The sequence below is a fragment of the Sporosarcina newyorkensis genome (assembly GCF_900167515.1).
Taxonomy (GTDB): Bacteria; Bacillota; Bacilli; order Bacillales_A; family Planococcaceae; genus Sporosarcina; species Sporosarcina newyorkensis.
On the sequence record NZ_FUYJ01000007.1, the window covers coordinates 52,440 to 77,956 of the forward strand.

Genomic DNA, 25,517 nt, shown 5'->3' on the forward strand with positions numbered 1-25,517 from the left:
TATCAGGCCAAACCTTGACCCGCTGCGAACTCACGATAGAGGTCATGTGATTCCAATAATTCTTCATGCCGTCCTCGCCCCGTAATCTTGCCGCTCTCTAAAAACAACAGTTGATCGGCATGCAAAACCGTCGCCAAACGGTGCGCAATAATCAATGTAGTTCGGCCATTCATCAAATGCTGTAATGCCTCCTGCACATGAGTTTCGGACCCGCTGTCTAAGTTGGAAGTAGCTTCATCCAATAACAAGATTTCCGGGTTATGCAATAATGCACGGGCTATGGCAATCCGTTGGCGCTGGCCTCCTGACAGTTTCATACCGCGTTCCCCGACCAATGTCTCGAATTGATCCGGCATCTCTTCGATAAACGTGTAGGCATTGGCCGCCTTTGCTGCTTCGATAATCTTATCAATAGAGGGTCGCCGCTCTAAACCATAAGCAATATTATCTAGAATAGTGCCGCTCAATAATGGACTTTCTTGTGAAACATAACCAATTCGTCCACGCCACTCTGCTAGTGGTATGTCCTTTATAGGCACCGCGCCAAGTAAGATTTCTCCTGAATTCGGTAGATAGAAGCGTTCGACTAATGAAAAGATTGTTGTTTTCCCGCCACCGCTTGGGCCTACGAATGCAGTGACCGTCCCTCTACCCGCTGTAAATGAAATACCATTCACTATGTGTTTATCCGGATCATAAGAAAAGTGCACATCTGAAAACGTTAGTGCCCCTTCTGATTGCGGTGAAAATTTGCCCATTGCCGGCTCAGACTTCATTTGTAGAATTCCCTGGATGCGCTCTGTCGCTCCGACTGCTTTTTGAAACGAGGTAAAGAACTGTGCCATTTGGGCAAACGGCATGATGATTTGAAACAGTAAGAAAATAATGGCTACTAACGTTCCTGCAGACAAAGCACCTCTTGCAACTTGTGCTCCGCCGTAACCAAGGATCACTACTAAGATCCCCATCATCGTCAGCATCATGATGGGTGAGATGACGGCTTGAATCTTCGCTTCCTTTAACCCATACCGGAATAACGATTGAATTGCCGTCTTCCCTTTCCCTCCTTCTGTCGGCTCTGCCCGATACGCCTTTACTAACCGGATATCACCGAGCACACGACCTAAGTGCCCCGAAAACTTCGCCATTTCAGCTTGTGTCGCCTTCGCTACTTTATGCATCAACCGTCCTAATGGGATTAATATGACCATACTGACTGGCACACTAATCAGCATAATGATGGTCATTTTCCAATCCAGCACCAACAAAATGACAATGGCTCCGATAATGGAAATCATGCCGGAAATGAAAGATACTAGATGTTCAGACACTAACGATTTGAGCACAGTTGTATCTTGTGTAATCCGACTCATCGTCTCCCCGGTTTCATTCTGATCGAAATATGGGATCGGTAAACGCAGAACCTTCTGCCATAATTGATTGCGTAGATCTGCCACTACCGTTTCTCCAATATAAGCAAGCATATAGTAGGAAAAGCCACCAGCAATTGCTTGGACAACGAATAAACCCAGCAAGAATACGCCTGTTTTCCAGTTCATCAGTTCGCTCGTGAAAGAGTCCACCAAATCTTTGGTGATCAAGGGAACGACCAACCCTGCTACTGTCTCGATAAGTGATAAAAGCAAGGCAAAGGCTGTAACTGCAACAGGCCAATGTAATGTCTTGATTAAACTTATGAAATTTTTCAATGATCCGGTTGCTTTTGCTTGATTGTTCATCACTCGCCTCTTTTCTATCTTATTCCAATGCGTTGTAATTTAGCCCTTGGATATATTCCCCAATGCGCAACCAATCCTCTTCTAAATCAGTTCGCAGGGACGGACGATAAAAGATGGATGCCGGGTGAAATGTCGGTAGAATGGTATACGAATGGTCTGTCCAGCTATAGTGCGTATCATTCAATGATTTTAGATACTGAACAGGCTGTGTCAATAGCTGACCGTGAAGTGTTGTTATTTTGGCATGCTTTCCGAGCAATCGTTGTAAACCAATATTACCAAGCGTAACGATGAGCTTCGGCTTAAGATTCGCCACTTCATAATCCAATACCGGTGCATGGGCAAGTTGTTCCTTTTGTGTTGGCGGACGATTGTATTTACGTTTCGTCAAGCTACCGTCACGTTCTTTCTTTGTTCCCCATTTATAAGGTCTACTGCGGAATGAACTTGTCATATAAACATCTTCTCGCGAAAGTCCTACCGAGGCAAGAGATTTCATCAGTTCGTCACCTGCTCTGCCGATGAATGGCACGCCATGTACGGCCTCATGTTCTCCAGGCGCTTCTCCGACCAGCAAGAGGGTCGGTGATTCAGGACCTTCACCTCGTACAAACCCTTCCACCTGAAAACCTTCACTGCGTTCAAGTGCAGTCTGTGCTATATCATCCGGAATACGAAACATCCTATCAACTCCCTTGTCACAATTATAGAGGTTCTTAGGCAGAATCAAAAATATTTACCATTGAAAAAGCCGCCCCCATTTATGTTAAATGGAAACGACTTAACCTATACTATGCTAACTCCGTTTGTTTTGTTTCTGTTCCGAGTAATACAACAGATAATACCCCCACCAGGATGGCGGCACAGAAGATACCGAATATGATACCGAACCCATAGCCTGCCGTCAGCAATGAACCGACAAGCAACGGACCGAAAATACCGCCAACTCGGCCAACAGCTGCTGCAACGCCTGATCCCGTTGCCCGTATTGCGGTTGGATATTGCTCAGGTGAATAAGCATACAATGCTCCCCACGCGCCTAAATTAAAGAACGATAAAAATGCGCCTGCAATCATTAATGTCGTTAGCGTATCCGCATTACCAAAAGCCAGCGCGCTAAGTGCCGTGCCGAATAAATATGTGGCCAAGACAAACTTTCGTCCAGCTCGTTCGATCAGCCAGGCAGCGCTGAAGTAGCCAGGAAGCTGGGCCAGTGTCATAAGCAAAACATATCCAAAGCTTTTGATTAAACTAAAACCTTTTAATACCATGACGCTCGGTAGCCATAGGAACATTCCGTAATAGGAAAAGACAACAGCAAACCAAACGATCCAAAGCATAACGGTGCGCTTTCTATATGTCGGAGCCAACAATAGCTTCAGTTTTTGTCCAGTAGACTGTTCTGTTCTTCCTTCTTTTATAAACCTCTTTGAATCCGGCAAATTCCGTCGTAAATAAATTGCATAAAATGCCGGTAATGCTGTTATGATCAATGCAATCCGCCAACCATAACTCGGGATGACAAAGTACGCGATCAGCGCTGCAATCAGCCAACCTGCCGCCCAGAAACTTTCAAGCAATACGACAACACGCCCGCGCTCTTTCGCTGAAACACTTTCCGATACTAACGTAGACGCAACAGGAAGCTCACCGCCTAATCCTGCTCCCACTAAAAAACGCAGAATCAGAAACGCCCATAAAGAGGTGGTTAAGGCGGATAATCCGCTAGCGACTGAAAATAAGATGAGCGTGATCATGAACACCTGTTTTCTCCCAATACGATCCGCAAGCAATCCAAAACCAAACGCTCCAACAGCCATACCGATTGAATTGATACTTCCGATCCAACCCATCTCTGAAGACGTCAGCTGCCAATCAACAGCGAGCGCTGCAATGATAAATGACAGGATGCCGACATCCATTGCATCAAACATCCACCCGGTACCCGCGATGCCAAGCAATTTATTACGTGAGATTTCCTTCGTTTTCACTAGTGCTCTACCTTTCTATTGTACAATCTTTAGGTGTCTTTACATATGTAATTATAGCACTTTATGAGGTAATTTGACTAGCGTAGTTTTACTTAAGAAAGAAGTATGAGCTAAGGTGGGTAATTTATGAGCGCAATTCAGCCTTTTATGTTCATCGCACGCAAAATCCATTACACCACTCCATAGAAAAACCCCGAAGGACTAAGTCCTTCGGGGTGGCATTTCTCTTTATAGTGCAGATTCGACTTCTTTGATCATTTCTTTAAATGATTGTAGCCCGCCGCCAGATAAGTACCAATATTCACCGTTTAGGTAAATCATTTTATCGTTTTTGAATGCGTTTGTTTTCTTCACTAGGTCGTTTTCAATGGAATCTTTTGCACTTCCATCGCCGATAGCTGCATCACGGTCGATGATGAATAGGATATCAGGGTTTGTTTCCAAGATATATTCAAACGTGATATTTTGTCCATGTGTAGATACTTCGATACCTTCATCTGCTGGTTTAAAACCGAACACATCGTGGATGATTCCAAAACGTGAGCTAGGACCATAAGCACTTACTTTACCTTCTGTTCCAAGGATGATCAATGCGTTGCTATCTAATTCTGCTGTTTTTGCTTTGATTCCTTCAATACTTGCGTCCACATCGTTCAACTCAGTTTTCATTTCATCTTCTTTATCGAAGATCGTTGCAATAGTTTCCATGTTTTCTTTAAATGAATCCATATAACGTGATGTATCTACACCCGTGAATATTGTCGGTGCGATTTCTGTAAACTGATCATACAAGTCCGATTGACGTCCAGAAATGAAGATGACATCCGGCTTTAATGCATGAATTGCTTCGAAATCCGGCTCTTTTAAGCTTCCTAAGTTTTCATACTTCTCATCTTCATATTTAGAAAGATATCCAGGTACGTTTGTTTGTGGTAAGCCTGCTACTTCCACTCCCAGTTCGTCTAGTGTATCCAATGTTCCGAAGTCAAAAACTACTACTTTTTCAGGGTTCTTTTCAAGAGTTGTTTCACCAAGTTCGTGTTTGATTGTTACTTCTTTGCTCTCTTCAGCTGGCTTATCTTCAGGAGCTGCGTTGTCAGCCGGCTTATCTTCTTCTTTCGTGCTGCCACAAGCAGCTAGTGCAAGCATTAAAACTAATGCAAACAGGGATAATGTAAGTTTTTTCATTGGTTTAAGTTCCTCACTTTTTTAAGAGTTAAAATAGACGCAAATACGGCAATTTTTCATTTGTTGTATCGGAATATCCATATCATAGATTTCCCGTAATGACTCCGAATTGATAATATCGTTCGTCGGACCATCCTTGACGATCCTGCCTTCTTTTAATGCCACGATCCGATCGGAATAGACTGAAGCAAAGTTGATATCATGCAGTACAATTACGACAGTTTTTCCAAGATCATCAACCAGCTGACGTAAAATCTTCATGATTTGTACGGAATGTTTCATATCTAAGTTATTGAGTGGTTCATCCAATAAAATATAATCCGTATCTTGAGCGATTGTCATGGCAATGAAAGCACGCTGACGCTGGCCGCCTGACAATTCATCTAAATACGCTTCCTGCATATCCATCAAGCCCATATACTCCAATGCCTGATCTACCATCCGTTCATCCTCTTCGTGAAGACGGCCCTTACAGTGCGGGAAACGGCCGAATCCGACGAGTTCGCGGATGGTCAACTTGACATTCATGAAGTTCGATTGCTTCAAAATGGCTACACGTTTAGCAAAATCATTAGACTTCATATCTTTCACTTTACTTTTATCGAGCAGTACTTCACCGGTATCTGCATCCATTAATCGGCTTACCATCGACAGAAGAGTAGATTTACCAGCCCCGTTCGGTCCAATGAATGACGTGATTTTACCACGGTGTATATTCACATTGACCTTTTCGACGACTGCTTTTCTTCCATAAAACTTAGTTAGCTCACGAACCTGAATCATGAGGATCGACTCTCCTTTAATAGTAAATAGATAAAGTACACGCCACCGACAAAGTTAATGATCACGCTCAATGTAGTTGAGAAAGAGAAGACACGCTCCACGATCCATTGCCCACCGACCAGTGCTATCACACTCATAACAGATGCTCCTGCAATTAAGACAGAGTGTTTGAATGTGTTGAAGAATTGATACGATAGATTGGCCACAATGAGTCCAAAGAAAGTAATAGGACCGACCAACGCAGTCGATACGGCAATTAAGACAGCCGACAAAATCAGCATCAGCTTGACTACCGACTGATAGGATACACCTAAGTTAATGGCAGTATCACGACCTAATGACAGAACATCTAATTCATTGATATAGCGCCAACCAATAATTAGCGTAAGTATCAATATTCCAAATGCCCACCAAACTAGATCGCCGTTAATATTGTTGAAACTCGCAAACATTTTATCTTGCACTCGCATGAATTCATTCGGATCAATCATAACTTGCAGGAATGTCGAAATACTTCCAAAGAATGTACCGACGATGATGCCCACTAACAATAAGAAGTAAATAGGACGATTTCCCTTACCAAATAGAAAGTGATAAAGTGCTAAGGCAAACAAGACCATAGCCCCAACTGACAGCATAAAGTTGAACTGCTGATTAATCAGCACAAAATGGGTAGATCCAAAAAAGAATACAAGAACGGTCTGCAATAAGACATAAAGAGAGTCTAGCCCCATAATGCTTGGCGTCAAAATCCGGTTATGCGTAATCGTCTGGAAAATGACTGTAGAATACGCGACCGCAACGCCTGTCAGAATCATCGCAATGACTTTGATTGCCCTTCGAGGAAGTGCATAGTCATAGCTGCCGTTCAAACCTTGAAATAAATACAATCCACAAAACAATAGTGCAAATGCAGTCAAAATCAATAGTTTCGTTGAATTACGCATACGCTTTCCCCCTAAACAACAGGTAGAGGAAAATTCCGCTTCCGATGACACCGACCATTAAGCTGATCGAAATCTCGTATGGGAAAATGATAACTCTTCCTAAAATGTCGCAAACGAGAAGAAAGATTGCCCCAAGCAATGCAGTATGCGGTAAAGTTTTCTGCAGATGGTCACCTTTGAAAATCGATACGATATTCGGGATGATCAATCCGAGAAACGGTATCATACCGACCGTCAACACAACTGTTGTCGTAATAAGTGCAACTAAAATCAAGCCGATATTGACGATTCGTTTATACGCCAACCCTAAGTTTTTAGAAAAATCCTCACCCATTCCAGCCACCGTAAAACGATTCGCATATAAATATGTAATGATTAAGACAGGTATGCTAATATACAAAAGCTCATAGCGTCCCTTCATGATCATTGAAAAGTCACCTTGCAACCAAGCCGACATATTCTGGATTACGTTTGCCTTGAATGCAAAGAATGTAGTGATAGAAGAGAGGATGTTCCCAAACATCAAACCGACAAGCGGAATGAAAATGGCATCTTTAAATTTAATACGGTCCAATATTTGCATAAATAAAAATGTACCTAGTAGCGCGAAGGCAAAGGAAACTGCCATCTTTTCAAATAATGTTGCATTTGTAAACATCAGCATGGACACTAGTATTCCAAGTCGTGTCGCATCCAGTGTTCCTGCTGTCGTAGGTGAGACGAACTTATTACGGCTTAACTGCTGCATAATCAGCCCGGCAATACTCATCCCCGCTCCAGCCAGCAAAATAGCTACTAACCGTGGCACTCGACTAATTAAAAAAATTTCTGTTTCTTCTGAGCGTAAATCCAATAAATCCGCTGGTGAAATTCGAATGGCTCCCACGAACAGCGAAAGAAATGACAATAGAATTACGGCTGTAATTAAATAACGTTTCTTCATGAAGAACTCCGATATCGAATATTTGAGCTTTCTCACTTAAATGAAAATGATTATCATTCGCTCACTACTTACATTAAACAATTTTGAAGATGATGTCAATACCTAATTGAAAATCATTATCAACAGATTGTGTCATTGAGCCGGAGGAATTGAATTGTAGCCAGCACCATGCAATACACCGTGATCGATACATGAAAAAGCTGCCTTCTATAATAGAAGACAGCTTTTCGTTTTGCTTATTGTTGTTGTTCCATTGCTTCGTTAATATCTACCGCACCGTCAATGACTTCTTTCGGCACTTTGATTTCATCGATTTCATTAATTTTCGAAATATCACCTTTTATTTTTTGCGCTACTTTCACTTGTTGGCCCTGTTCTTCCATTGTCAACACCATGTCCATGTCAAGATTCTTCGTGTAGAAGGTTTTCTTATCAATTGTGAATTCAAGGTCGATACTCTCAATCTCCATCTGAGAAATCATATCCAACTGGGCTTCGTCCATTCCTGCCGGCATATTTTCTTTCATCAAATCTTTCATCAGCCCGCTGAATTTTTCGCCCGATCCCTTCAAATGAAGTACATATTCATCATCTGTTTGCTCAAATTTGAAATCGTCGGCAAACTGCTCATAGAGTGAGTAATCTACTTGTGTATTTGCTGAACCTGCTACTTGGCCTGCTACTTCTTCATACATCTCGTTCGGAAGCTTCATCCAATCTCCTGACTCAGGATCTTTCATGAAGAACCCATCCTGCGTCATATACAGATCCATTGCCATTTCTTCGCCAGCCATTTCCATATTCATCGTTTGACGCATTGCAAGTGGTTCAAGAATCATATCCATGTCAATTGTAGAATTTACGACTTGCTCTTCTTCACCCATTTGCATGTTTTGTGTAATTTCCATATCGGCATGCATACTTTGCAGTGTTTCACTTGCAGCATTTGCCTTCTCCATTACTTCTTCGACAGTGAGGTCACTTTTCTCTATAACTTTATCTTCCTTGCCGGTTTCTGAATCTTCTTTTGGTGTAGCCGTTTGCCCACAAGCGCTTAACACTAATGCCAACACACTGGCAGCTAAGATCATTATCCACTTTTTCATTTGTCCATCTCTCCTCTTATATAATGACTTCACTTAGTTGTACGGTAGGAAAATAAAAAAGGTTCAAAAAAATGCTGATTTTTAATGAAACGAACCGTTTATACCAAATCTAACCAAAACACTCATGGGCAATTAAAACGAGCGCATTAGGTATTTATACTCTTTTTCTTAGAAAAGGTTTAGAAAAAGCGAGAGCGGACAAACTAGAATCATCCCACCCCCTTTCTCTTCTTATAAAGATAAAAGGATTTAGGCTGCATGCATTGCGCATGCAGCCCTTTTTTGCTCTCTCGAGAAATCCTTGTGTCTTATCGTAAATAGTGCGGTGCGAGAGGTTAATGGAGCGGCTGAGCGGATTTTTGGTTCGGTCGTATTGTTGTTTGGTTCGGTTTCACTATCGCATGGCGCGGTCCAACGTATGCTTCGCTCGGTTCTGGGCACTTTTGGCGCGTTCTTTCAGTTTCCATCAATCCACTATGAACTTCGCTAATCGTTCACATTCACTTTCCGGCATTTCTACCGTAATCAACGTTCCTTCTTCTTCGTAATCAGTCTCTTTGATTGCTGCCGTCGCATTCAAATGTGAGACAATTTCTCCGCGATCATACGGAATCAACAATTTGCACGTTATATATTGTCTGAATAAATTTTGCTCAATTAACTTTAACAACTCCGGTATTCCTTCATTTTTCCCGGCAGACATCCATATACTTTGTTCCTGTGTACGCGGATATGTAATCCCTGCCAAGTCAGCTTTATTGTAAACATTTACAGTTGGAATGCTCTCCACACCAATGTCTTCCAACGTTTCATTCGTCACGTCCATCATATGGCCATGCTCTTCATCTGAAACATCCACGACATGCAAAAGTAAATCTGCATTTTTCGCTTCCTCTAATGTAGAACGGAATGCTTGGACAAGATGGTGAGGTAGCTTTGATACAAATCCAACGGTATCAGTGAGGATGAATTCCTTCTTGTCGGGCAGTTTGATTTTTCTCACCGCTGTCTCTAGCGTCGCGAATAACATGTCTTTTTCGCTGACTTCCTTTGACTGGTCTGCATCCGTGTATTGTAACAGACGATTCATCAACGTCGACTTGCCGGCATTCGTGTAGCCGACAATCGAAACCACGGGAATGCCGCTGCGTACTCGTTGTTTCCGTTGGGTTTCACGTTGATCTTTCACATGCTCTAATTCGCGACGCAGCTTGGCAATCTGATCTTCAATTTTCCGGCGATCGAGCTCTAATTTCGTTTCTCCCGCTCCTTTGTTTTGCAAACCGCCGCCTGTGCCGCCACCTTGTCTGCTCAATGAAGCACGCAAACCGACTAGGCGTGGCAAAGTATACTGTAGCTGGGCTAATTCTACTTGCATTTGCGCTTCCCGATTTCTCGCTCGCCGCGCAAAGATGTCCAAGATGAGCATCGTTCGATCAATGATTTTGCACTCCAGCTCTTTTTCTAGATTACGTAATTGCGATGGAGACAATTCATCATTGAAGATCAATAAATTTGCGCCAGTCTCTTCGTACACTTGACGAATCTCATCGATCTTTCCCTTACCTAAATAATGAGATGGGTTTCTTCGTTCTAAATTTTGAGTCACTTCACCGATTACCTTTACGTCAATTGCTTCTGCCAAGTTGCGCAGCTCTTCCATCGCATACTCGAAATGCAGATCTTTTTGTTCATGTACTCCGACGATTACTGCCTCTTCCACTAATACATCCATTCCTGTATCCTCCCCAACATCTTTTTACATAGTTTACCCTTCGTCCTGCTAACTAATCGTTATGTAACAAACGGACAGCTGCCAGGCGCTCAGGCGTACCTTGTTTTTCCTCAAAACGAAACAGAACATCGCCTACTCGGATATCATTCTTATCCCCGACTTTTTGTGATAATAAGACGGCCCATTCCCCTGTTTCTCTTAATGGGTCTTCAACATGAATGATACATTCTGTAATCTGTTGCTCTTTATGTGAAGAACGACGTGCTCCCTGCTTCTCCGGTTCTGCCCATTCAATGAAAAATGGATAGGGTAATTCACTCGTCGGAGTCTGTTCTATAAACAACATTTTCCAACGCAGTAACTGTCCTTCTTCAGTTCTTCTCGATGCAGGAAGGATATCAGTCGTCTGAAAACCTTTATTATCTAGCTCTTCTTTCCATATTTCCATCCGATCGACAGAAATGCAAACCGTCGCCCAGCCGTCTCCGTATTGCTTGTCATGTAGGAACTGCGCAACAAGCGGTTGATCGACAGCTGCTTTCTCCGCCTTTTCTCTATCTTCAATTGTCAGCCATTCGATGTACGCGTTATTTGTATAGAGCAAGGCATTGACCGTTCCCCATTTCTCATGACGCCCACCCATCACAGCGCCGTACCCTTTTCGGTTTTGCTCTTCAACTACATTCTTCAAGTTTTCATTGGTAAAATAAACTACATGATCCAATTTCATTGAATATCACTCCTGACGCCATTGTTTCCTTATCATAACAAACCTCCACATCTAAAAACGTTTTTTCACCCTACAGCCTGTTTGATTATTTTGTCTATGTCTGCAAAGTTTTGTATGATGAAGTCAGAAGACCCGACACTATTTCCCGGGAAATTTAACTATTCGACAGGAGGAAATAATGATGAATCATAAAAAGTGGTTAGAGCATACAGTGGAAATGGCTACAGATAATGTTGTGAATGGCGGAGGTCCTTTTGCAGCAATCGTAGTAAAAGACGGTGAAATTATCGGATCTGGTACGAATCACGTAGAGTCTACATGTGATCCATCCGCCCATGCAGAGTTACTGGCTATTAGGGAGGCGTGCACAAAATTACAAACTCTTGATCTATCTGACTGCGTATTATATGCAAGTGGGGAACCGTGCCCAATGTGTCTCTGCGCGTCATACTGGTCAGCTGTTGGTGAAATCATCTACGCCTGTAGTAAACAGGACGCATATATGGAAGTAGGATTCACGAACCCTGTCCAAGACTTCTTCCCCGATCAACAGCTACCACCAGAAAAGCGTTCTATTCCATTCATTCAGCAAAAAACAGATAATTCAACAAAGCCATTTATTGAATGGAAAAAGCGGCAATCCAAGTAAGTCTGAGAGTTTCCTGAAGTCTCCAAATAGTGTAGGATGAAGGAAGAAATGCAGGAGGAAAAAAATCTCCTGCAGAAAAAATGCGGAGGGATCCTATGGTAATCGAATTATTAACGTCTCATGCTTCAGTTCGTCGATATAAGGATGAACCGATCACAAAGGAAACTGTAACAGAATTAGTCCGGGCAGGTCAGCATGCGGCCAGTTCACACTTTGTACAGGCTTGCTCTGTCATCTATGTAACAGATACCGAAAAGCGCGGACAATTAGCGGAGTTATCTAAAAACCGACGTCAGTTTTATACAGCGGGTGCAGTCCTCGTTTTTTGCATGGACTATAATCGTTTGTCGCATGCCGCTCGCTTGCACGACAGGGAAATCGACTTTTCCGTTGCTGAAAATGTCTTGGTTGGCGCAATTGATGTAGGCTTATTCGCACAAAATGTCGCGATTGCGGCCGAATCAAAAGGCTATGGCATCTGCTATATCGGTGGCGTTCGGAATGCAATCGAAGAGATTTCGGAAGTACTTGAATTGCCAAAAGGTGTCGTCCCTTTATTCGGCATGTCGATCGGTGTGCCGAATGAAGCAAATGGAGTTAAGCCGCGTCTTCCTGTAGAAGCTGTGTTTCATGAAAACAGCTATAATGAGGAGAAATACGCTACTATTTTGCCGGCATACGATGAAATTATTAAAGAATATTACGCAACTCGCGACTCCAATCAAAAGGAATCGACGTGGACAGAACAAATGGCGGACTTCCTAGAAAAGCCCCGCCGTCTGGATATCAAAACGTTTTTGGAGAAACAAGGCTTCCTATTTAAATAACCGAGAAAGACAGGAGTGTAAATGAATGTCAGTAGATGAAGTACTGGAACTACTGCAGAGACGGATGACGGATGGAACGTTCATTCGAGCTACCATTAGTCGTCCGCGTTTGAAGTCGAATGAAATTAAACGAATTAAGCTGAAGCCTCTCGAACTAAAAGGTGAATTTTATATACAATTTGAATATCAGCATGAGCGCATCCTTAAGCATGAGAATGTTGCCCTAGGGGAGATCAAACAGCCTTTGCGGCATGCTCTGGAGCATTATAAACAATTCCATATTGAATTAACGGATGAGACGATACAGATCCAACTTTCGAAGAAGATGAAGGTGTCTATCAAACGAATCTTTCTCGATACAGAGAAGACCGTTGACTATGCGCATAACCGCAAAAAGCATTATGCGCTGACAGAAGGCACTCCTTACCCGTTCCTCGTCCGGCTCGGCGTCCAAACACCAGAAGGGAAAGTAAAGAATCAGAAGCATGACAAGTTTCGGCAGATCAATCGTTTCGTTGAGTTGATTGATGATACACTTTCCTATTTGCCCAAAGACCGAACGATCCGCATTTTGGACTTCGGCTCCGGAAAATCATATTTGACGTTTGCGCTCTATCATTATCTGCGAATCGAAAAAGGTTTGGATATCCGTGTCACAGGATTGGATTTGAAAAAGGAAGTAATAGAGGAATGTCAGGAGATTGCACGCGATTTACAGTACGATCAATTGGAATTCTTGGTTGGCGATATCAATGAATATGAAGGGGACACTGCAGTCGATATGGTCGTGACACTTCACGCATGTGATGTGGCGACGGATATGGCGCTCGCCAAGGCGGTCACATGGGGAGCATCCGTTATCCTGTCCGTTCCTTGCTGCCAGCATGAGTTGTTTTCCCAATTGGAAGCACCTGCACTGGATGTTATGCTGCAGCACGGCTTGGTGAAGGAACGGTTCGCCGCTTTAGCTACGGATTCGATCCGTGCAGAATTGCTTTCATTGGTCGGTTATGAAGCACAACTTGTAGAATTTATCGATATGGAGCATACTCCAAAAAACATTTTAATCCGAGCCTACCGTGATGGTCTGCGACCTGATCAAGCTCAGATTGATCGCTACGTTGCATTCCGTAACATGCTGCAAGCAAAACCATTTTTAGAAAAAGAATTAGAATCGTTGCTCAAATTTATTCCGAATGACAATAGCAGAGGCATTTAATAAAAATAAGGCCGTCAGCAGTACAAGAATAGTCGCAGCTGCCAAGTTAGCGTATTCGGCAAGCAATGATGAATCCATCGTCCAATAATAGATTTGCATCGGCAACACCGTGAACTTATCAAAGATACTCATCGGGATCGGCATTAGCAACGCTGGTATCCCGATGACTACTAGCGGTGCGGTTTCGCCTATCGCACGAGACAAAGCCAGAATGGATCCTGTCAAGATACTAGGCAACGCGACTGGTAACAAAACGGAACGAATGGTTTGCCATTTCGTAGCGCCTAATCCATAAGAAGCTTCCCCAAGGAAAGCGGGAATCGCCCGCAATGCTTCCTGACTGGACACAATGACAATTGGCAAGACTAGCAATGACATCGTCAATCCCCCAGCCAGCACAATATTACCAAAATCGAGCGCCCGAACAAATATTGTCATCCCTAAAATTCCATAGACAATAGAAGGAACCCCTGCTAAGTTCGCGATATTTGTTTGGATCAGCTCACGCATCTTCCCCTTTTTCGCGTACATCTCCAAATAAATGGCCGTTCCAACCCCTACTATTGTCGTAATTGGAATAACTACTGCCATGAGCCATAATGTCCCTAAAATCGCGCCTTTGATCCCTGCCTTTTCAGGCTGTGTAGAAAGGCGGCCAGTAAGGAAATCCGCGTTCAACCATCCAATTCCTTGTTCGATCACACGATACAACAGCACGAAGAGCACCAGCAGTCCGAATAAGGAAGCCGACAGAAAAACAAATTTCGCGAGTTGATTGCTGATCATTCGACCTCGAAAACTTCTCATACTCACCACTTAGTACTCCTCCTTAAACTTCTTGGAAATATAACGTGCCAACATATTCATTACAAGCGTGAACACGAATAACGTCATCGCAACAGCATACAAACTATAATAGATTGTCGTGCCTGCAGAAGCATCGCCACCCGTCACCTCAACAATATAGGCGGTCATGGTTTGCATAGACTCCGTAACATCCAGTGTAAAGTTTTTCGAACTACCGCTCGCAATCGTGACAATCATTGTTTCTCCAATTGCTCTTGAAATTCCCAATACAATGGAGGCGATAATGCCCGAGAGTGCTGCTGGAATGACGACTTTACGAGTTACTTCGAGCTTGGTGGCACCTAAGCCAAATGCACCGTCGCGTAAAGAGTTTGGCACAGAACGCATGGCATCTTCTGATAAAGATGCAACCATTGGGATAATCATAATTCCCATGACAATCCCCGGACTTAATAAGTTGGTTGCTTGGAGACTCGGAATCCAGTCACGCAAGATTGGCGTTACGAAAGTGAAGGCAAAAAAACCATAGACAATTGTCGGAATCCCCGCAAGTAGTTCTAGGGCAGGCTTCAAAAACTTTCTCCACCTCGCAGAAGCGTACTCACTCAAATAGATCGCAGTCATTAAACCAAATGGAATCGCCACTGCCATCGCAATTAATGTGGAAAGAATGGTCCCTGTCAGGAGTGGCAAAACGCCGAATTGGGGAGTTTGACTTAATGGTTTTAAGACCGTCCCTGTGAAAAACTCTAATATGGAAACCCGTTGAAAAAAGCTAATTGTCTCGGATAATAAAACGATGACAATACCAATCGTTGTGACGATCGATAAAAATGTCAGCAAAAACAGGCCAATCGGGATCAATCGTTCGCGTGCCTTCCGACGTTGATGCCGTTCTGCTATCTGTCGGAAGTGGATGTCTTTTGAGTTTTCTTGCCTAGTAAGCATTTCTTCACTCCCTATATGTAATACGGGAGTGAGATAGGATATCTCCTCCCGCATCGTCCATCTTATTTAGACTCTTGTAACGTTCGTAAGTATTCTAAGTTCTCGATTGCTTCATTCTCAGGGATTGGAGCAAATCCAGTTTCTGCTGCGAATTTATTCATATTTTCTATTAAATAGTGTGTGAAATCCAACACTTGAGGTTTTTCCTTTGCGTGATCCACATTCAAATATGTGAATACAGGACGAGTGAAGGGTGCGTATGCCCCATCTTCCGCGATGGTATTCATGGCCGGTTCCACTGCACCCTTTCCAAAGTCTACGCTGACTGCTTGCAGTTGATCTTCGTTGTTTACATAGTAACCGTAACCGAAGAATGCAATTCCGTTTTTATCTTCAGACACTAGATTGACTAATGTAGAGTACTCTTGCTGTAAATTGATATGGTCGCTCATATCTTGTTCTTCCAACACTTTTTCATAGAAGAATTCGTATGTTCCATGGTTTTCATTAGGTCCCATTGGCTTGATCTCTTCTGCTGGCCACTCTGGATTGATATCCGACCATTTCGTTACACCGCTATCCGCTACGAAAATACTGATTAATTGTTCTGGCGTCATTTCAGTTGCCCAGTCATTCTCCTTGTTGATGACAAACGTCAATCCATCTAGCGCTACTTTCAATTCTTTTACTTCCATGCCAAGTTTCTCTGCTTCTTCTTTCTCTTCATCTTTTATTGGGCGAGATGCATCGTTAAAGTCTGTACCGTTTTCTGTAAGGAACTTTTTGAAGCCTGCACCTGTTCCTGCACGACTGACTTCCACTGAGACGTCTTCTTGTTCATTGATCATGTATTCTTCGGCGATTTTTGCCATCAACGGATAAACCGTCCCTGATCCATCAATGACCACACTTCCTTCTAGCTTTTCTGGTTTATTTGCCTGCTCTTCATCTTGATTCGACTCGTTTGCGTCTGCGTTGCCGCACGCTGCCATAAATATAGCCGCAAATAACATTCCTACCCACCATACTGCCTTTTTCTTCTGCATGCTGATCGCCCTTTCCATTCGTTTAATCGTTTCTACAATTAAGACTATACTAGGCGAATGTAAAGCTAGTGTGGATCGTATGTAAAGGTTGTGTTAATTAGCGAAAAAAAAAGAAAAAGCAAGGAACGGGAGCGAAAAAACTCCATCCATTCCTTGCTTTTTCTCTTATTGTGGTAAATGTTCGATGATACTATCGACAGCTTGTTTGATATGTCGCGGCTCTGTCCCTAAGTTCAGGCGAATAAAGCCTCTGGATTTTCCACCGAACCATTCACCGTAATCGATCGCTAACTTACAAGTATCTTGTACAAATTCTTTAACGTCTTCTGGATCGATATAAGGGCGCAAGTCAATCCATAATAAATACGTTCCTTCCAGCGGACTGATAACCAATTTCGGCGCATACTCTGCAAATTGTTCCACTGCATAACGTTCATTCGATTTCACGACTGCACGTAAACCTTCCAGCCAATCCGCTCCGTGTCGGAATGCCGCTTCAGAAGCCGTCATACCAAGTAGATTCACTTCCGTCTGATTGACCGACTTTACAAATCGATCGAACTGTTCGCGCAACTCTTCATTCTCTATAATAATTTGTGAAGTCAAAAGCCCCGCCAAATTAAATGTCTTGGATGCTGCCGTTACCGTAACGATGCGTTCCGAGAACTTACCGTCCGCTACAATTGCAGATGGAAGATGCGTGTGATCATCAAATGTCATATCATGATGGATTTCATCAGAGACGATTAGGACGTTATGTTTATCACAAATCGACAACAATTTTTCTGCTTCCTCCGCAGTCCATACACGTCCAACCGGGTTATGCGGCGTACAATGAATGAACAACTTCACATCATTATCGATGATTTGCTTTTCAAAGTCTTCAAAGTCGATAGTGTACTTGCCACCAGTATTAATGAGCTCACTACTCACAAGTTTTCGTCCAGTGTCCTTCACCGCATTGCTGAACGGGTAATAAACTGGCGATAAAATAATGACTGCATCTTCAGGTTTCGTAAAGGCATTCACAAACCAGTAGAGTGCCGTCACCACACCTGTTGAAAAACGCATCCATTCTTTTTTCACTTCGTAACCATGACGTTCGCGCTCCCAGCCAATGAAGGCTTCGTAGTAAGAATCGGGTGCATATGTATAACCGAACACGCCATGGTCCACTTTTTCTTTAAGAGCTTCTACAACTTGCTCAGGTACTTTAAATTCCATATCCGCCACCCAAGCAGCCAGCAAATCGGCGTTACCAAATCGCTCCTCTAACTTATCCCACTTCAATGAATTTGTCCCTTTTCGTTCAATTGCATACCGGTCCAAAAACTCTTCCTTTTTCATATATAATCCTCCCAGTCGCTTTAATTTTCACACCTATCAGTCTACTCAGATTGTACCATACGTACCGTTTTGCTTCCTCTTTAGGCGCCGGATTTTTTTTCGGCATTTCCAAATCAAAGAAGATAATCAATAAGTGACGAAAACCATTTGGTCTTCGTCACTTATTTCATGTTTTATACCTGCCGATCCGAATATATACTCATCGCATCTCGCATGAACACCGCGAGCCCTTCGCCAAACTGATCGATGTTTTGTGTGAAACGTTCATCCGCCGCGTACATTTCCCCCAGTCCTTTAAAAGCAGCCAATGAATAACTGCCCATCTGGTTTAATAACATAAACCATTTCTCAATGGCTTCTTGTGCTTCATCAGAACCTGGCTCCAAGTGGCGCAGTTCGGCAAGATTGAAATATATTCGATTCATCTTTTCTTGCATTTCCTCATTAAAGTTATGCTTTGTCTGACCTACCGCCTTCTCTCCCCATCTCGCCTTCGCTTCCTCTTCATATGGGTTCGTACGGAAATCAAACCCCTTAAACTTCTCTTCATTCGTCATTTTAGTTTCCCCTCTCTCTGATTGAATCGTTCGATCGATCGTAGCTAGCATGATCTCTAGTTGCGACTTTTTATCGAGCAACATATCACGCTGCAATTCCAACGCCGCCACACGTTCAAATTCTGGGCTTAACAGTAACTCTTTAATTCGCTTCAATGAAAATCCTAGTTCACGAAAGAACAGAATTTGCTGCAAATCGGCTAGATTTTCATTAGAATACAAACGATATCCTGCTTCCGTTACGTGATCAGGTCTGAGCAATCCAATATCATCGTAATGATGCAGTGTCCGGATGCTGACACCTGTCAGTTCAGCTACTTCCTTCACTTTCATCTGTTCCGCCTCCTTTCTATTCCTACTATAAATCCTAACGTAACGTGAGAGTCAACCAGTTATTTAAAACTATAATATGTAGTGAATAAGTCTTCCACTTTGAATGATTCAGATAAGTAAGTTAGTATAATGCTAGAGAGATGACTTTACATAGTGGAAGGAGAAATTTCATGTCCCAATCATTTAACGCACTTGTAGTAGACAAGCAGGAAGGACAATTTTCAGTACAGGTCCAACAACTTTCATTGGACGATCTGCCTGAAGGTGACGTGCTGATTCGCGTCCATTACTCGGGCATCAATTATAAAGACAGCCTCGCTTCAATACCTAACGGAAACATCGTGCAAAACTATCCGATGGTGCCTGGTATTGATTTAGCAGGGGTTGTAGTGTCTTCAACGGATGAACGATTCAAAGAGGGCGATGAAGTCATTGCAACGAGTTACGAAATCGGTGTGTCGCAATTCGGAGGGTACAGCGAATATGCGAGAGTCCAAGCGGATTGGGTCGTTCCACTTCCAGAAGGACTTTCATTAAAAGAAGCAATGATTATCGGGACAGCAGGCTTTACGGCGGCCTTGTCTGTTCAGCGTCTCGAAGAAAATCATGTATCGTCTGATAAAGGAAAAGTTCTGGTTACAGGGGCGACTGGCGGAGTCGGCAGCTTTGCGATTTCATTTTTATCAAAGCTTGGCTATGACGTGGAAGCAAGCACCGGCAAACAAGAAGAGCATGCGTACTTAAAGTCAATCGGTGCTAAATCGATTGTTTCGCGCGAAGAAGTCTATGACGGAAAAATTCGTGCACTCGGCAAACAGAAATGGGCTGCAGCGATCGATCCGGTCGGCGGTGAGCCACTAGCTTCGTTATTGAGCCAAATTGAGTATGGCGGATCAGTAGCGGTGAGCGGTTTGACAGCAGGTACGAAAGTTCCAACGGCCGTGTTCCCATTCATCTTACGCGCGGTCAATCTGCTCGGCATCGATTCTGTCTATTGCCCAATGGATACACGTAAAAAAGTATGGGACCGTTTAGCAACAGATTTGAAGCTGCCGGACTTGGAACAGCTTGTGCAAAAGGAGATTTCATTGGACGAGTTGCCTGATGCACTGCCGGTTTTATTGCAAGGCGAAGCACGAGGTCGGATGATTGTGAAATTGTTGTAAGTTCAAAAAGAGCCATCCTCACACTTAAATGTGTACCGGATGGCTCAGTTTTGTATGTCACCGTTCTTTCTTCAATAAATAAATCGTTTCATTGTATTCACGCTCAATGTCAGCATTCTTTCGGTATGTTGCCAAACTGACGATATACGTCACGATCAGACAAACGATAAATCCTGGAACGATTTCATAAAGTGTATCAGAAAGGACTTTAAAACTGCCCCACACACCGACTGTAATTGCTCCAGTCACCATACCGCTCAACGCACCTTGAGCCGTAATTTTTCTCCAATAAAGAGATAAGAGGATCACCGGTCCAAATGCCCCTCCGAAACCTGCCCAAGCAAACGAAACTAGTTTTAAAACTGACTCTTTATTTGGCCATGCAAGAACTAACGCGACGAATGAAACGAATAGAACCGCTGCACGCCCTAAAAAGACATACTGCCGATCTGACGCATCCGACTTGAAGACTGCTTTGTACAAATCCTCTACCAACGCGGAAGATGTAACGATCAATTGGGATGAAATTGTACTCATGACCGCGGCCAATACCGCAGCCAGCATAATTCCTGCGATAAGAGGATGGAAAAAGATTTGACCTAGGACAATGAATACCGTTTCGCGATCCGCCAGCACAGCATCATTTTGCTGAAAATACGCTACTCCTACCAACGCGGTCGCGATGGCGCCAATCAAACTCAACAGCATCCAGCTAATTCCAATACGTCTAGCACTTTTCGTCTCTTTAACTGACTTTATCGCCATGAAACGCACAATAATATGCGGCTGACCAAAATAACCAAGCCCCCATGCGAGCGAGGATATAACTCCCAATACACTTACACCGGACACTAAACTAAACAGTGCCGGGTCTACTTGGCGTATACTTTCCACTGTTTCCGTAAAGCCCCCTGTGATGAAAACTCCTACTGAAGGCACTAGGATAAGCGCTAAAAACATAATCAGCCCTTGCACGAAATCAGTGTAGCTTACTGCCAAAAATCCGCCGAATAACGTATAGGCTATGACAACTGCGGATACGATCAACAACCCTGTATGATACTCTAAACCGAATGAACTGTGAAAGAACTTTCCCCCTGCCACCATTCCTGAAGAGACATAGAAGGTGAAAAATACTAAAATGATAATACCTGAAGCAACGCGCAGCAAGCGAGAGGTATCTTTCAATCGATTCTCCAAGAAACTTGGAATCGTAATTGAGTTATTTGAAACTTGTGTGTACACACGCAAACGCGGTGCCACCAAAAGCCAGTTTAAATAGGCTCCTATCGTCAATCCAATGGCAAGCCACGCCTCACCAAGACCGCTTAAGTAAATCGCACCCGGAAGACCCATCAACAGCCACCCCGACATATCGGAAGCACCAGCACTTAACGCCGTGACTGCGGGACCAAGTGAACGTCCGCCTAGCATATAATCCGTCAGATTGGATGTCCGTTTGAACGCGTACCAACCGATAAATAACATCGCTGCCATGTACAAAATAATCGAAATAAGCTGATACGTTTGTTCCGTCATACAATCTCCCTCCTTTTTCTAACCAACAAACCTATTTTACCTTATCCACAAGATACTTTGAACCGTAATTCCAATGTGCGTATATTGAAACAATTATTCCCGACAATATTCCCCGGGAAATGATTTCGTACGACAAATTCTTTGTCATACAATCTTGTTAATTGTAGTTTCACAGTTAATCTTCTCCGTTCAAACTATTTTGAAACCTTCTTCACTTTCATAACGTATAAATACAAACAAAAGGAGGAGATTGTATGTTACACACGACAACAAATACTTTACAAGGAAGAACAATACAAACATATCATGGGATTGTATCAGGGGAGACGATTATGGGAGCGAATATTGTACGTGATATTTTTGCATCTGTCACAGATATCGTGGGCGGACGCAGCTCTGCCTACGAAGGCAAACTGACAGAATCGCGTGAAACTGCTATTGAGGAGATGTCTGAAAAGGCTCGTCGTATGGGAGCGAATGCAGTGATTGGCGTGGATTTAGATTTTGAAATGGTGCGTGAAGGTATGATGATGTGTATTGCGACTGGAACTGCTGTTACGTATCGCGACGGGGAATAACCATCAAATAGTTTGCCGCTCTGGATAATTTATTGGAGGCGACACGTTGAGGAAAGTTGGTAAATTTATGATGTTCATTGCTTTAACTTTGATTGCTAGTTTTTTAGTACTCATTGGTATCAGTCATGTGAATCACCAAGCAAAACTCAAAAAAGAGAACGAGAAATTTATTCCAACTGGCGTGTTGATAGAAGTGAACGATCATAAAATACATGTGTATACGGAAGGTACCGGGAAAGAAACCTTGGTATTTTTATCGGGCAGCGGTACGAGTTCGCCGACGTTGGATTTCAAGTCACTGTATTCATTATTAAGCGATACACATCAAATTGCAGTTGTGGAAAGAGCCGGTTATGGATTCAGTGAAATAACGGATTCGCAACGTGATATAGATACGATTCTGTCTGAGACGAGAGAAGCTCTATTTCAGGCTGGAGCGGAGGGGCCTTTCATTTTATTGCCCCATTCTATGTCAGGAATTGAAGCATTGCATTGGGCACAGATCTATCCGGATGAAGTAAAAGCCATCATTGGTTTAGATATGGCCGTCCCCGTCGTGTACGAACAGATGAAAATCAATATGCCCCTAGTTCGATTAGGTAAGCTGGTTGCGGATATCGGTGCAACAAGATGGTTTCCTGCATTATCTCAAAGTGACGCGATGAGGTACGGGACATTGACGGAAGATGAGAAAGAACTATATGAGGTGACCTTCTACCGAAGGACCGCCACTCAAAATATGCTCAATGAAGTCATTGAAATTAAAAACAATGCGAAGCGTGTACAAGAAAGTTTGCCTGTTGAAATTCCGATGCTGTTGTTTGTATCGAATGGGCAAGGTACTGGCTTGGATAAGAGTAATTGGGTCGGTTTTCAAAAAGATTTTGTTGCCGATCAAAGCAATAGTAAATTGATAGAATTAAACTGCTCTCACTACGTTCATAACATTGAATCTATACAAATAGCTGAGGATTCCACACGTTTTATCGAGATGATGAACAACCGGTAGGAATATAAAAAAGAGAGGTTCAATTGCCTCTCTTTTTCTCATCTCTGTTCTTTCGGATAAAGCTCCTGTAAAAACGTAACAGATTGCCGAATCAGATCTTTCAGCACTTCCACATCGATATCCAGCACTTTATTAATATAGACGCAGGCCTTGCCGCTCGTATGCTTGCCGAAACTCTCTAGTAACTGTTCCCGTTCAGGATCACCTGTTGCAAAGTATAGGCTGATCTTGGCTTTACGCGGAGAAAACCCCACGAGTGGTGCTTCCCCTTCATGGCCCGTTTTATATACATAATGATAGGAGCCGAACCCGATAATGCTAGGTCCCCACATCTTCGCTTCATGACCCGTGGTTTCAGTAAATATATCAAGCAAGCGGTACGCATCCTCTCGCTTTTTCAGATTCTCCACTCTCTCAATAAATTCAATTACACTATCGTCCGTTTCCTTCGTCTTCAACTCATACATGAGAATTCAGCCCCGTTCATCCCAAAATTTCTGCCACTCGGCCGACTTGTCCATCCTCTAACCGCACTTTAATCCCATGCGGGTGAAAGCTTGAATTAGTCAATATATCCTTAACGACCCCCTCCGTTTTCACACCGCTTCGCTGATCCTTTTTCAAGATGACTGCTACCTGCAGCCCTGGCTTGATGTCCGCTCGATTTTGTCCATTCATAAATTAAACCGCTCCTCTTTTTATTCAGTGTACCATAACCAATTCCCCTTATACTCGTATTGGTCTCTTACATGAGCTAGAAAATTTAACAGTAATGAAGGACCTTCACACGCCTCACTTTCAAGTACTTCTAATGAAGGAAGGTAAAATGCATGATACAATAAAGTCTATCAAACTAGGAGGGGATAAGTATGCGATTAACAGTATACCTAGCTGGGGAGATTCACACGTCATGGCGAGATGAGGTCAAGCAGCAGGCAGAAAAACTGCAGCTGCCGGTCGATTTCGTCGGTCCGATGGAAGTTCATGACCGCTCGGATAACGTCGGGGAAGAAATTTTAGGGGAACAGCCCGATCCAATTTTTAAAGATGCCGCTGCTTCAAGCTTCAACAACTTACGTACCGAAATCTTAATGAAGAAATCAGACATCGTTATTGCTTTATTCGGTGAGCAGTACAAGCAGTGGAATACCGCAATGGATGCGAGTGCAGCCGTTGCATACGGCAAACCACTCATTTTAATTCGTCAGAAAAACCATCATCACCCATTAAAAGAACTATCACGCAAAGCTCATCTAACGGTTGAATCTGTCGAACAAGCCGTCCGCGCTTTGCAGTATATTTTTGAATAAAACAGGGAAGCAACCACGACTGGTTGCTTCCCTGTTCATTTATTTTTAATAAGTTTTTATAAGCACCTCCTCACTCATCGCATCTTTACAAACTCTTAACACACCCTTCACACTCACTCAACACATCTCCTGTACAGTAAAGTTAACGAACAAATGGAGGTTTTCGACAGATGGTACTAAAAGAGCGGATTGAAGAACCGAAACTTCGCGTGATGAATAATGCAAACTGGAATAAGCCGGTGTATCAAGCAGATAAATTAAATCTTTGGTATGGAACGTCACATGCACTTAAAAATTTGGATATGACGATTCATGAAAAAGAAGTGACGGCGATTATCGGTCCTTCCGGATGCGGTAAATCCTCTTTTCTCAAGACGCTAAATCGGATGGTGGAACTGCAAGCAGAAGTCCATATTTCCGGCACATTGACATTCATGGAGGAAACCATTTTCTCTCCTTCACTGCCCGTTGAGCTATTGCGCACGAAGGTCGGTATGATTTTCCAAAAGCCAAATCCTTTTCCTAAATCTATTTTCGAAAACGTTGCATTCGGTCTGAAAATTCAAGGGATCCGTCAAAAGGAGGTAATAGAACATGTTGTAGAAGATAGCTTGCGTAAAGCAGCATTATGGGATGAAGTGAAAGACCGACTGCAAAAGCCTGCAATGAGTCTATCGGGTGGGCAGCAGCAACGTCTGTGCATAGCCCGCGCGTTAGCTGTTTCCCCTGAGGTGTTGCTGATGGATGAACCAACTTCTGCCTTGGATCCGATCTCTACTCATAAAGTCGAGGAACTCATCACTCAACTCAAACAGGAAGTAACGATTGTCATTGTGACGCATAATATGCAACAAGCTTCCCGTATTTCTGACCAGACTGCGTTTTTCTTAAATGGAGAAATGATTGAAATGAACTCCACTCCAATTATTTTTGAGCGTCCAACCGATTCATTGACGGACGATTATATCAACGGTCGCTTCGGTTGATTAATTGCGTATTTCTTCTGCAAATTCCAACTGC

At 43.1% G+C, this 25,517-nt stretch carries 26 protein-coding genes; 8 read left to right on the forward strand and 18 right to left on the reverse strand.

Annotated features, from left to right (window positions below):
• Window positions 1-2: 2 nt before the first annotated feature.
• From B5D59_RS13230 to B5D59_RS13275, 10 genes are all read right to left on the reverse strand, one after another.
• Complete coding sequence (locus tag B5D59_RS13230; RefSeq protein ID WP_078818282.1) at window positions 3-1,739, reverse strand: ABC transporter ATP-binding protein; 1,737 nt, start codon at window positions 1,737-1,739, stop codon at window positions 3-5.
• Between the two features lie 19 nt (window positions 1,740-1,758).
• Window positions 1,759-2,421 (reverse strand): uracil-DNA glycosylase, encoded by a 663-nt coding sequence (locus B5D59_RS13235; RefSeq protein WP_078818283.1) that lies wholly within the window; start codon window positions 2,419-2,421, stop codon window positions 1,759-1,761.
• Between the two features lie 109 nt (window positions 2,422-2,530).
• On the reverse strand, window positions 2,531-3,673 hold the full coding sequence (locus tag B5D59_RS13240; protein WP_176132593.1) for an MFS transporter: 1,143 nt from the start codon (window positions 3,671-3,673) through the stop codon (window positions 2,531-2,533).
• A gap of 285 nt (window positions 3,674-3,958) precedes the next feature.
• The gene (locus tag B5D59_RS13245) at window positions 3,959-4,918 is read right to left on the reverse strand and encodes a siderophore ABC transporter substrate-binding protein (RefSeq protein WP_078818285.1); all 960 of its coding nucleotides are present in this window, start codon (window positions 4,916-4,918) and stop codon (window positions 3,959-3,961) included.
• A 21-nt stretch (window positions 4,919-4,939) separates the two neighbouring features.
• On the reverse strand, window positions 4,940-5,701 hold the full coding sequence (locus B5D59_RS13250) for an iron ABC transporter ATP-binding protein (protein WP_009498920.1): 762 nt from the start codon (window positions 5,699-5,701) through the stop codon (window positions 4,940-4,942).
• Window positions 5,698-6,648: an iron chelate uptake ABC transporter family permease subunit gene (locus B5D59_RS13255; protein WP_009498921.1), complete on the reverse strand. Its 951-nt coding sequence runs from the start codon at window positions 6,646-6,648 to the stop codon at window positions 5,698-5,700. The genes B5D59_RS13250 and B5D59_RS13255 overlap by 4 nt, the downstream gene beginning before the upstream one ends.
• Complete coding sequence (locus B5D59_RS13260; RefSeq protein WP_078818286.1) at window positions 6,641-7,591, reverse strand: ABC transporter permease; 951 nt, start codon at window positions 7,589-7,591, stop codon at window positions 6,641-6,643. Before B5D59_RS13260 ends, B5D59_RS13255 begins: the two co-directional genes overlap by 8 nt.
• Window positions 7,592-7,827: 236 nt before the next feature.
• Complete coding sequence (locus B5D59_RS13265) at window positions 7,828-8,697, reverse strand: DUF6612 family protein (RefSeq protein ID WP_078818287.1); 870 nt, start codon at window positions 8,695-8,697, stop codon at window positions 7,828-7,830.
• A 466-nt stretch (window positions 8,698-9,163) separates the two neighbouring features.
• Window positions 9,164-10,432: a GTPase HflX gene (gene hflX, locus B5D59_RS13270; protein ID WP_078818288.1), complete on the reverse strand. Its 1,269-nt coding sequence runs from the start codon at window positions 10,430-10,432 to the stop codon at window positions 9,164-9,166.
• Between the two features lie 52 nt (window positions 10,433-10,484).
• Window positions 10,485-11,162, reverse strand: coding sequence for a VOC family protein (locus B5D59_RS13275; protein WP_078818289.1), 678 nt, complete (start codon window positions 11,160-11,162; stop codon window positions 10,485-10,487).
• A gap of 178 nt (window positions 11,163-11,340) precedes the next feature.
• Between B5D59_RS13275 and B5D59_RS13280 the strand changes: the two genes are divergently transcribed.
• The 3 genes from B5D59_RS13280 to B5D59_RS13290 all read left to right on the forward strand — a co-directional run bounded on the left by B5D59_RS13280 (window position 11,341) and on the right by B5D59_RS13290 (window position 13,857).
• Window positions 11,341-11,811: a nucleoside deaminase gene (locus tag B5D59_RS13280; RefSeq protein WP_139366023.1), complete on the forward strand. Its 471-nt coding sequence runs from the start codon at window positions 11,341-11,343 to the stop codon at window positions 11,809-11,811.
• A 95-nt stretch (window positions 11,812-11,906) separates the two neighbouring features.
• Window positions 11,907-12,638: an oxygen-insensitive NADPH nitroreductase gene (gene nfsA, locus B5D59_RS13285; RefSeq protein ID WP_078818291.1), complete on the forward strand. Its 732-nt coding sequence runs from the start codon at window positions 11,907-11,909 to the stop codon at window positions 12,636-12,638.
• Between the two features lie 25 nt (window positions 12,639-12,663).
• Entirely contained in the window at window positions 12,664-13,857 is a 1,194-nt protein-coding gene (locus tag B5D59_RS13290; RefSeq protein ID WP_009498931.1) for a class I SAM-dependent methyltransferase, read from the forward strand.
• Here the strand turns inward: B5D59_RS13290 and pstA are convergent.
• The 5 genes from pstA to B5D59_RS13315 all read right to left on the reverse strand — a co-directional run bounded on the left by pstA (window position 13,807) and on the right by B5D59_RS13315 (window position 18,895).
• Complete coding sequence (pstA, locus tag B5D59_RS13295) at window positions 13,807-14,664, reverse strand: phosphate ABC transporter permease PstA (RefSeq protein WP_078818369.1); 858 nt, start codon at window positions 14,662-14,664, stop codon at window positions 13,807-13,809. The genes B5D59_RS13290 and pstA overlap by 51 nt on opposite strands.
• Before the next feature lie 9 nt (window positions 14,665-14,673).
• The gene (pstC, locus tag B5D59_RS13300; RefSeq protein ID WP_050804720.1) at window positions 14,674-15,612 is read right to left on the reverse strand and encodes a phosphate ABC transporter permease subunit PstC; all 939 of its coding nucleotides are present in this window, start codon (window positions 15,610-15,612) and stop codon (window positions 14,674-14,676) included.
• 62 nt (window positions 15,613-15,674) lie between these two features.
• Complete coding sequence (locus B5D59_RS13305) at window positions 15,675-16,658, reverse strand: PstS family phosphate ABC transporter substrate-binding protein (protein ID WP_078818292.1); 984 nt, start codon at window positions 16,656-16,658, stop codon at window positions 15,675-15,677.
• 165 nt (window positions 16,659-16,823) lie between these two features.
• Window positions 16,824-18,005: a MalY/PatB family protein gene (locus tag B5D59_RS13310; RefSeq protein ID WP_078818293.1), complete on the reverse strand. Its 1,182-nt coding sequence runs from the start codon at window positions 18,003-18,005 to the stop codon at window positions 16,824-16,826.
• A gap of 173 nt (window positions 18,006-18,178) precedes the next feature.
• A complete protein-coding gene (locus B5D59_RS13315) occupies window positions 18,179-18,895 on the reverse strand; it encodes a MerR family transcriptional regulator (RefSeq protein WP_078818294.1) in 717 nt (238 codons plus the stop codon).
• Between the two features lie 170 nt (window positions 18,896-19,065).
• Between B5D59_RS13315 and B5D59_RS13320 the strand changes: the two genes are divergently transcribed.
• The gene (locus tag B5D59_RS13320) at window positions 19,066-20,061 is read left to right on the forward strand and encodes an NADPH:quinone oxidoreductase family protein (protein WP_078818295.1); all 996 of its coding nucleotides are present in this window, start codon (window positions 19,066-19,068) and stop codon (window positions 20,059-20,061) included.
• A 57-nt stretch (window positions 20,062-20,118) separates the two neighbouring features.
• Here B5D59_RS13320 and putP read toward each other — a convergent pair whose 3' ends face one another.
• Complete coding sequence (gene putP, locus B5D59_RS13325; RefSeq protein WP_009498939.1) at window positions 20,119-21,600, reverse strand: sodium/proline symporter PutP; 1,482 nt, start codon at window positions 21,598-21,600, stop codon at window positions 20,119-20,121.
• A gap of 254 nt (window positions 21,601-21,854) precedes the next feature.
• Here putP and B5D59_RS13330 point away from each other — a divergent pair, with 254 nt between their 5' ends.
• Window positions 21,855-22,178 carry a YbjQ family protein gene (locus tag B5D59_RS13330; RefSeq protein WP_078818296.1) on the forward strand — a complete coding sequence of 108 codons (324 nt, stop codon included), beginning with the start codon at window positions 21,855-21,857 and terminating at the stop codon, window positions 22,176-22,178.
• 46 nt (window positions 22,179-22,224) lie between these two features.
• The gene (locus tag B5D59_RS13335; RefSeq protein WP_245799532.1) at window positions 22,225-23,187 is read left to right on the forward strand and encodes an alpha/beta fold hydrolase; all 963 of its coding nucleotides are present in this window, start codon (window positions 22,225-22,227) and stop codon (window positions 23,185-23,187) included.
• A 38-nt stretch (window positions 23,188-23,225) separates the two neighbouring features.
• Here the strand turns inward: B5D59_RS13335 and B5D59_RS13340 are convergent, their stop codons facing one another.
• Both B5D59_RS13340 and B5D59_RS13345 read right to left on the reverse strand, forming a co-directional pair.
• Entirely contained in the window at window positions 23,226-23,654 is a 429-nt protein-coding gene (locus tag B5D59_RS13340; protein ID WP_009498943.1) for a DUF1801 domain-containing protein, read from the reverse strand.
• A gap of 16 nt (window positions 23,655-23,670) precedes the next feature.
• Window positions 23,671-23,865: a YwbE family protein gene (locus B5D59_RS13345; RefSeq protein ID WP_009498944.1), complete on the reverse strand. Its 195-nt coding sequence runs from the start codon at window positions 23,863-23,865 to the stop codon at window positions 23,671-23,673.
• A gap of 191 nt (window positions 23,866-24,056) precedes the next feature.
• Here B5D59_RS13345 and B5D59_RS13350 point away from each other — a divergent pair, with 191 nt between their 5' ends.
• Both B5D59_RS13350 and pstB read left to right on the forward strand, forming a co-directional pair.
• Window positions 24,057-24,497 carry a YtoQ family protein gene (locus B5D59_RS13350; RefSeq protein WP_078818297.1) on the forward strand — a complete coding sequence of 147 codons (441 nt, stop codon included), beginning with the start codon at window positions 24,057-24,059 and terminating at the stop codon, window positions 24,495-24,497.
• A 170-nt stretch (window positions 24,498-24,667) separates the two neighbouring features.
• Window positions 24,668-25,483 (forward strand): phosphate ABC transporter ATP-binding protein PstB, encoded by an 816-nt coding sequence (gene pstB, locus B5D59_RS13355; protein ID WP_425441357.1) that lies wholly within the window; start codon window positions 24,668-24,670, stop codon window positions 25,481-25,483.
• Window positions 25,484-25,517 lie beyond the last annotated feature (34 nt).

Coding starts and splice junctions, on each gene's coding strand:
- B5D59_RS13230 (WP_078818282.1), bottom strand. CDS start 1,739: ATGAACAATCAAGCAAAAGCAACCGGATCATTGAAAAATTTCATAAGT.
- B5D59_RS13235 (WP_078818283.1), bottom strand. CDS start 2,421: ATGTTTCGTATTCCGGATGATATAGCACAGACTGCACTTGAACGCAGT.
- B5D59_RS13240 (WP_176132593.1), bottom strand. CDS start 3,673: ATGTTTGATGCAATGGATGTCGGCATCCTGTCATTTATCATTGCAGCG.
- B5D59_RS13245 (WP_078818285.1), bottom strand. CDS start 4,918: ATGAAAAAACTTACATTATCCCTGTTTGCATTAGTTTTAATGCTTGCA.
- B5D59_RS13250 (WP_009498920.1), bottom strand. CDS start 5,701: ATGATTCAGGTTCGTGAGCTAACTAAGTTTTATGGAAGAAAAGCAGTC.
- B5D59_RS13255 (WP_009498921.1), bottom strand. CDS start 6,648: ATGCGTAATTCAACGAAACTATTGATTTTGACTGCATTTGCACTATTG.
- B5D59_RS13260 (WP_078818286.1), bottom strand. CDS start 7,591: ATGAAGAAACGTTATTTAATTACAGCCGTAATTCTATTGTCATTTCTT.
- B5D59_RS13265 (WP_078818287.1), bottom strand. CDS start 8,697: ATGAAAAAGTGGATAATGATCTTAGCTGCCAGTGTGTTGGCATTAGTG.
- hflX (WP_078818288.1), bottom strand. CDS start 10,432: ATGGATGTATTAGTGGAAGAGGCAGTAATCGTCGGAGTACATGAACAA.
- B5D59_RS13275 (WP_078818289.1), bottom strand. CDS start 11,162: ATGAAATTGGATCATGTAGTTTATTTTACCAATGAAAACTTGAAGAAT.
- B5D59_RS13280 (WP_139366023.1), top strand. CDS start 11,341: ATGATGAATCATAAAAAGTGGTTAGAGCATACAGTGGAAATGGCTACA.
- nfsA (WP_078818291.1), top strand. CDS start 11,907: ATGGTAATCGAATTATTAACGTCTCATGCTTCAGTTCGTCGATATAAG.
- B5D59_RS13290 (WP_009498931.1), top strand. CDS start 12,664: ATGTCAGTAGATGAAGTACTGGAACTACTGCAGAGACGGATGACGGAT.
- pstA (WP_078818369.1), bottom strand. CDS start 14,664: ATGAGAAGTTTTCGAGGTCGAATGATCAGCAATCAACTCGCGAAATTT.
- pstC (WP_050804720.1), bottom strand. CDS start 15,612: ATGCTTACTAGGCAAGAAAACTCAAAAGACATCCACTTCCGACAGATA.
- B5D59_RS13305 (WP_078818292.1), bottom strand. CDS start 16,658: ATGCAGAAGAAAAAGGCAGTATGGTGGGTAGGAATGTTATTTGCGGCT.
- B5D59_RS13310 (WP_078818293.1), bottom strand. CDS start 18,005: ATGAAAAAGGAAGAGTTTTTGGACCGGTATGCAATTGAACGAAAAGGG.
- B5D59_RS13315 (WP_078818294.1), bottom strand. CDS start 18,895: ATGAAAGTGAAGGAAGTAGCTGAACTGACAGGTGTCAGCATCCGGACA.
- B5D59_RS13320 (WP_078818295.1), top strand. CDS start 19,066: ATGTCCCAATCATTTAACGCACTTGTAGTAGACAAGCAGGAAGGACAA.
- putP (WP_009498939.1), bottom strand. CDS start 21,600: ATGACGGAACAAACGTATCAGCTTATTTCGATTATTTTGTACATGGCA.
- B5D59_RS13330 (WP_078818296.1), top strand. CDS start 21,855: ATGTTACACACGACAACAAATACTTTACAAGGAAGAACAATACAAACA.
- B5D59_RS13340 (WP_009498943.1), bottom strand. CDS start 23,654: ATGTATGAGTTGAAGACGAAGGAAACGGACGATAGTGTAATTGAATTT.
- B5D59_RS13345 (WP_009498944.1), bottom strand. CDS start 23,865: ATGAATGGACAAAATCGAGCGGACATCAAGCCAGGGCTGCAGGTAGCA.
- B5D59_RS13350 (WP_078818297.1), top strand. CDS start 24,057: ATGCGATTAACAGTATACCTAGCTGGGGAGATTCACACGTCATGGCGA.
- pstB (WP_425441357.1), top strand. CDS start 24,668: ATGGTACTAAAAGAGCGGATTGAAGAACCGAAACTTCGCGTGATGAAT.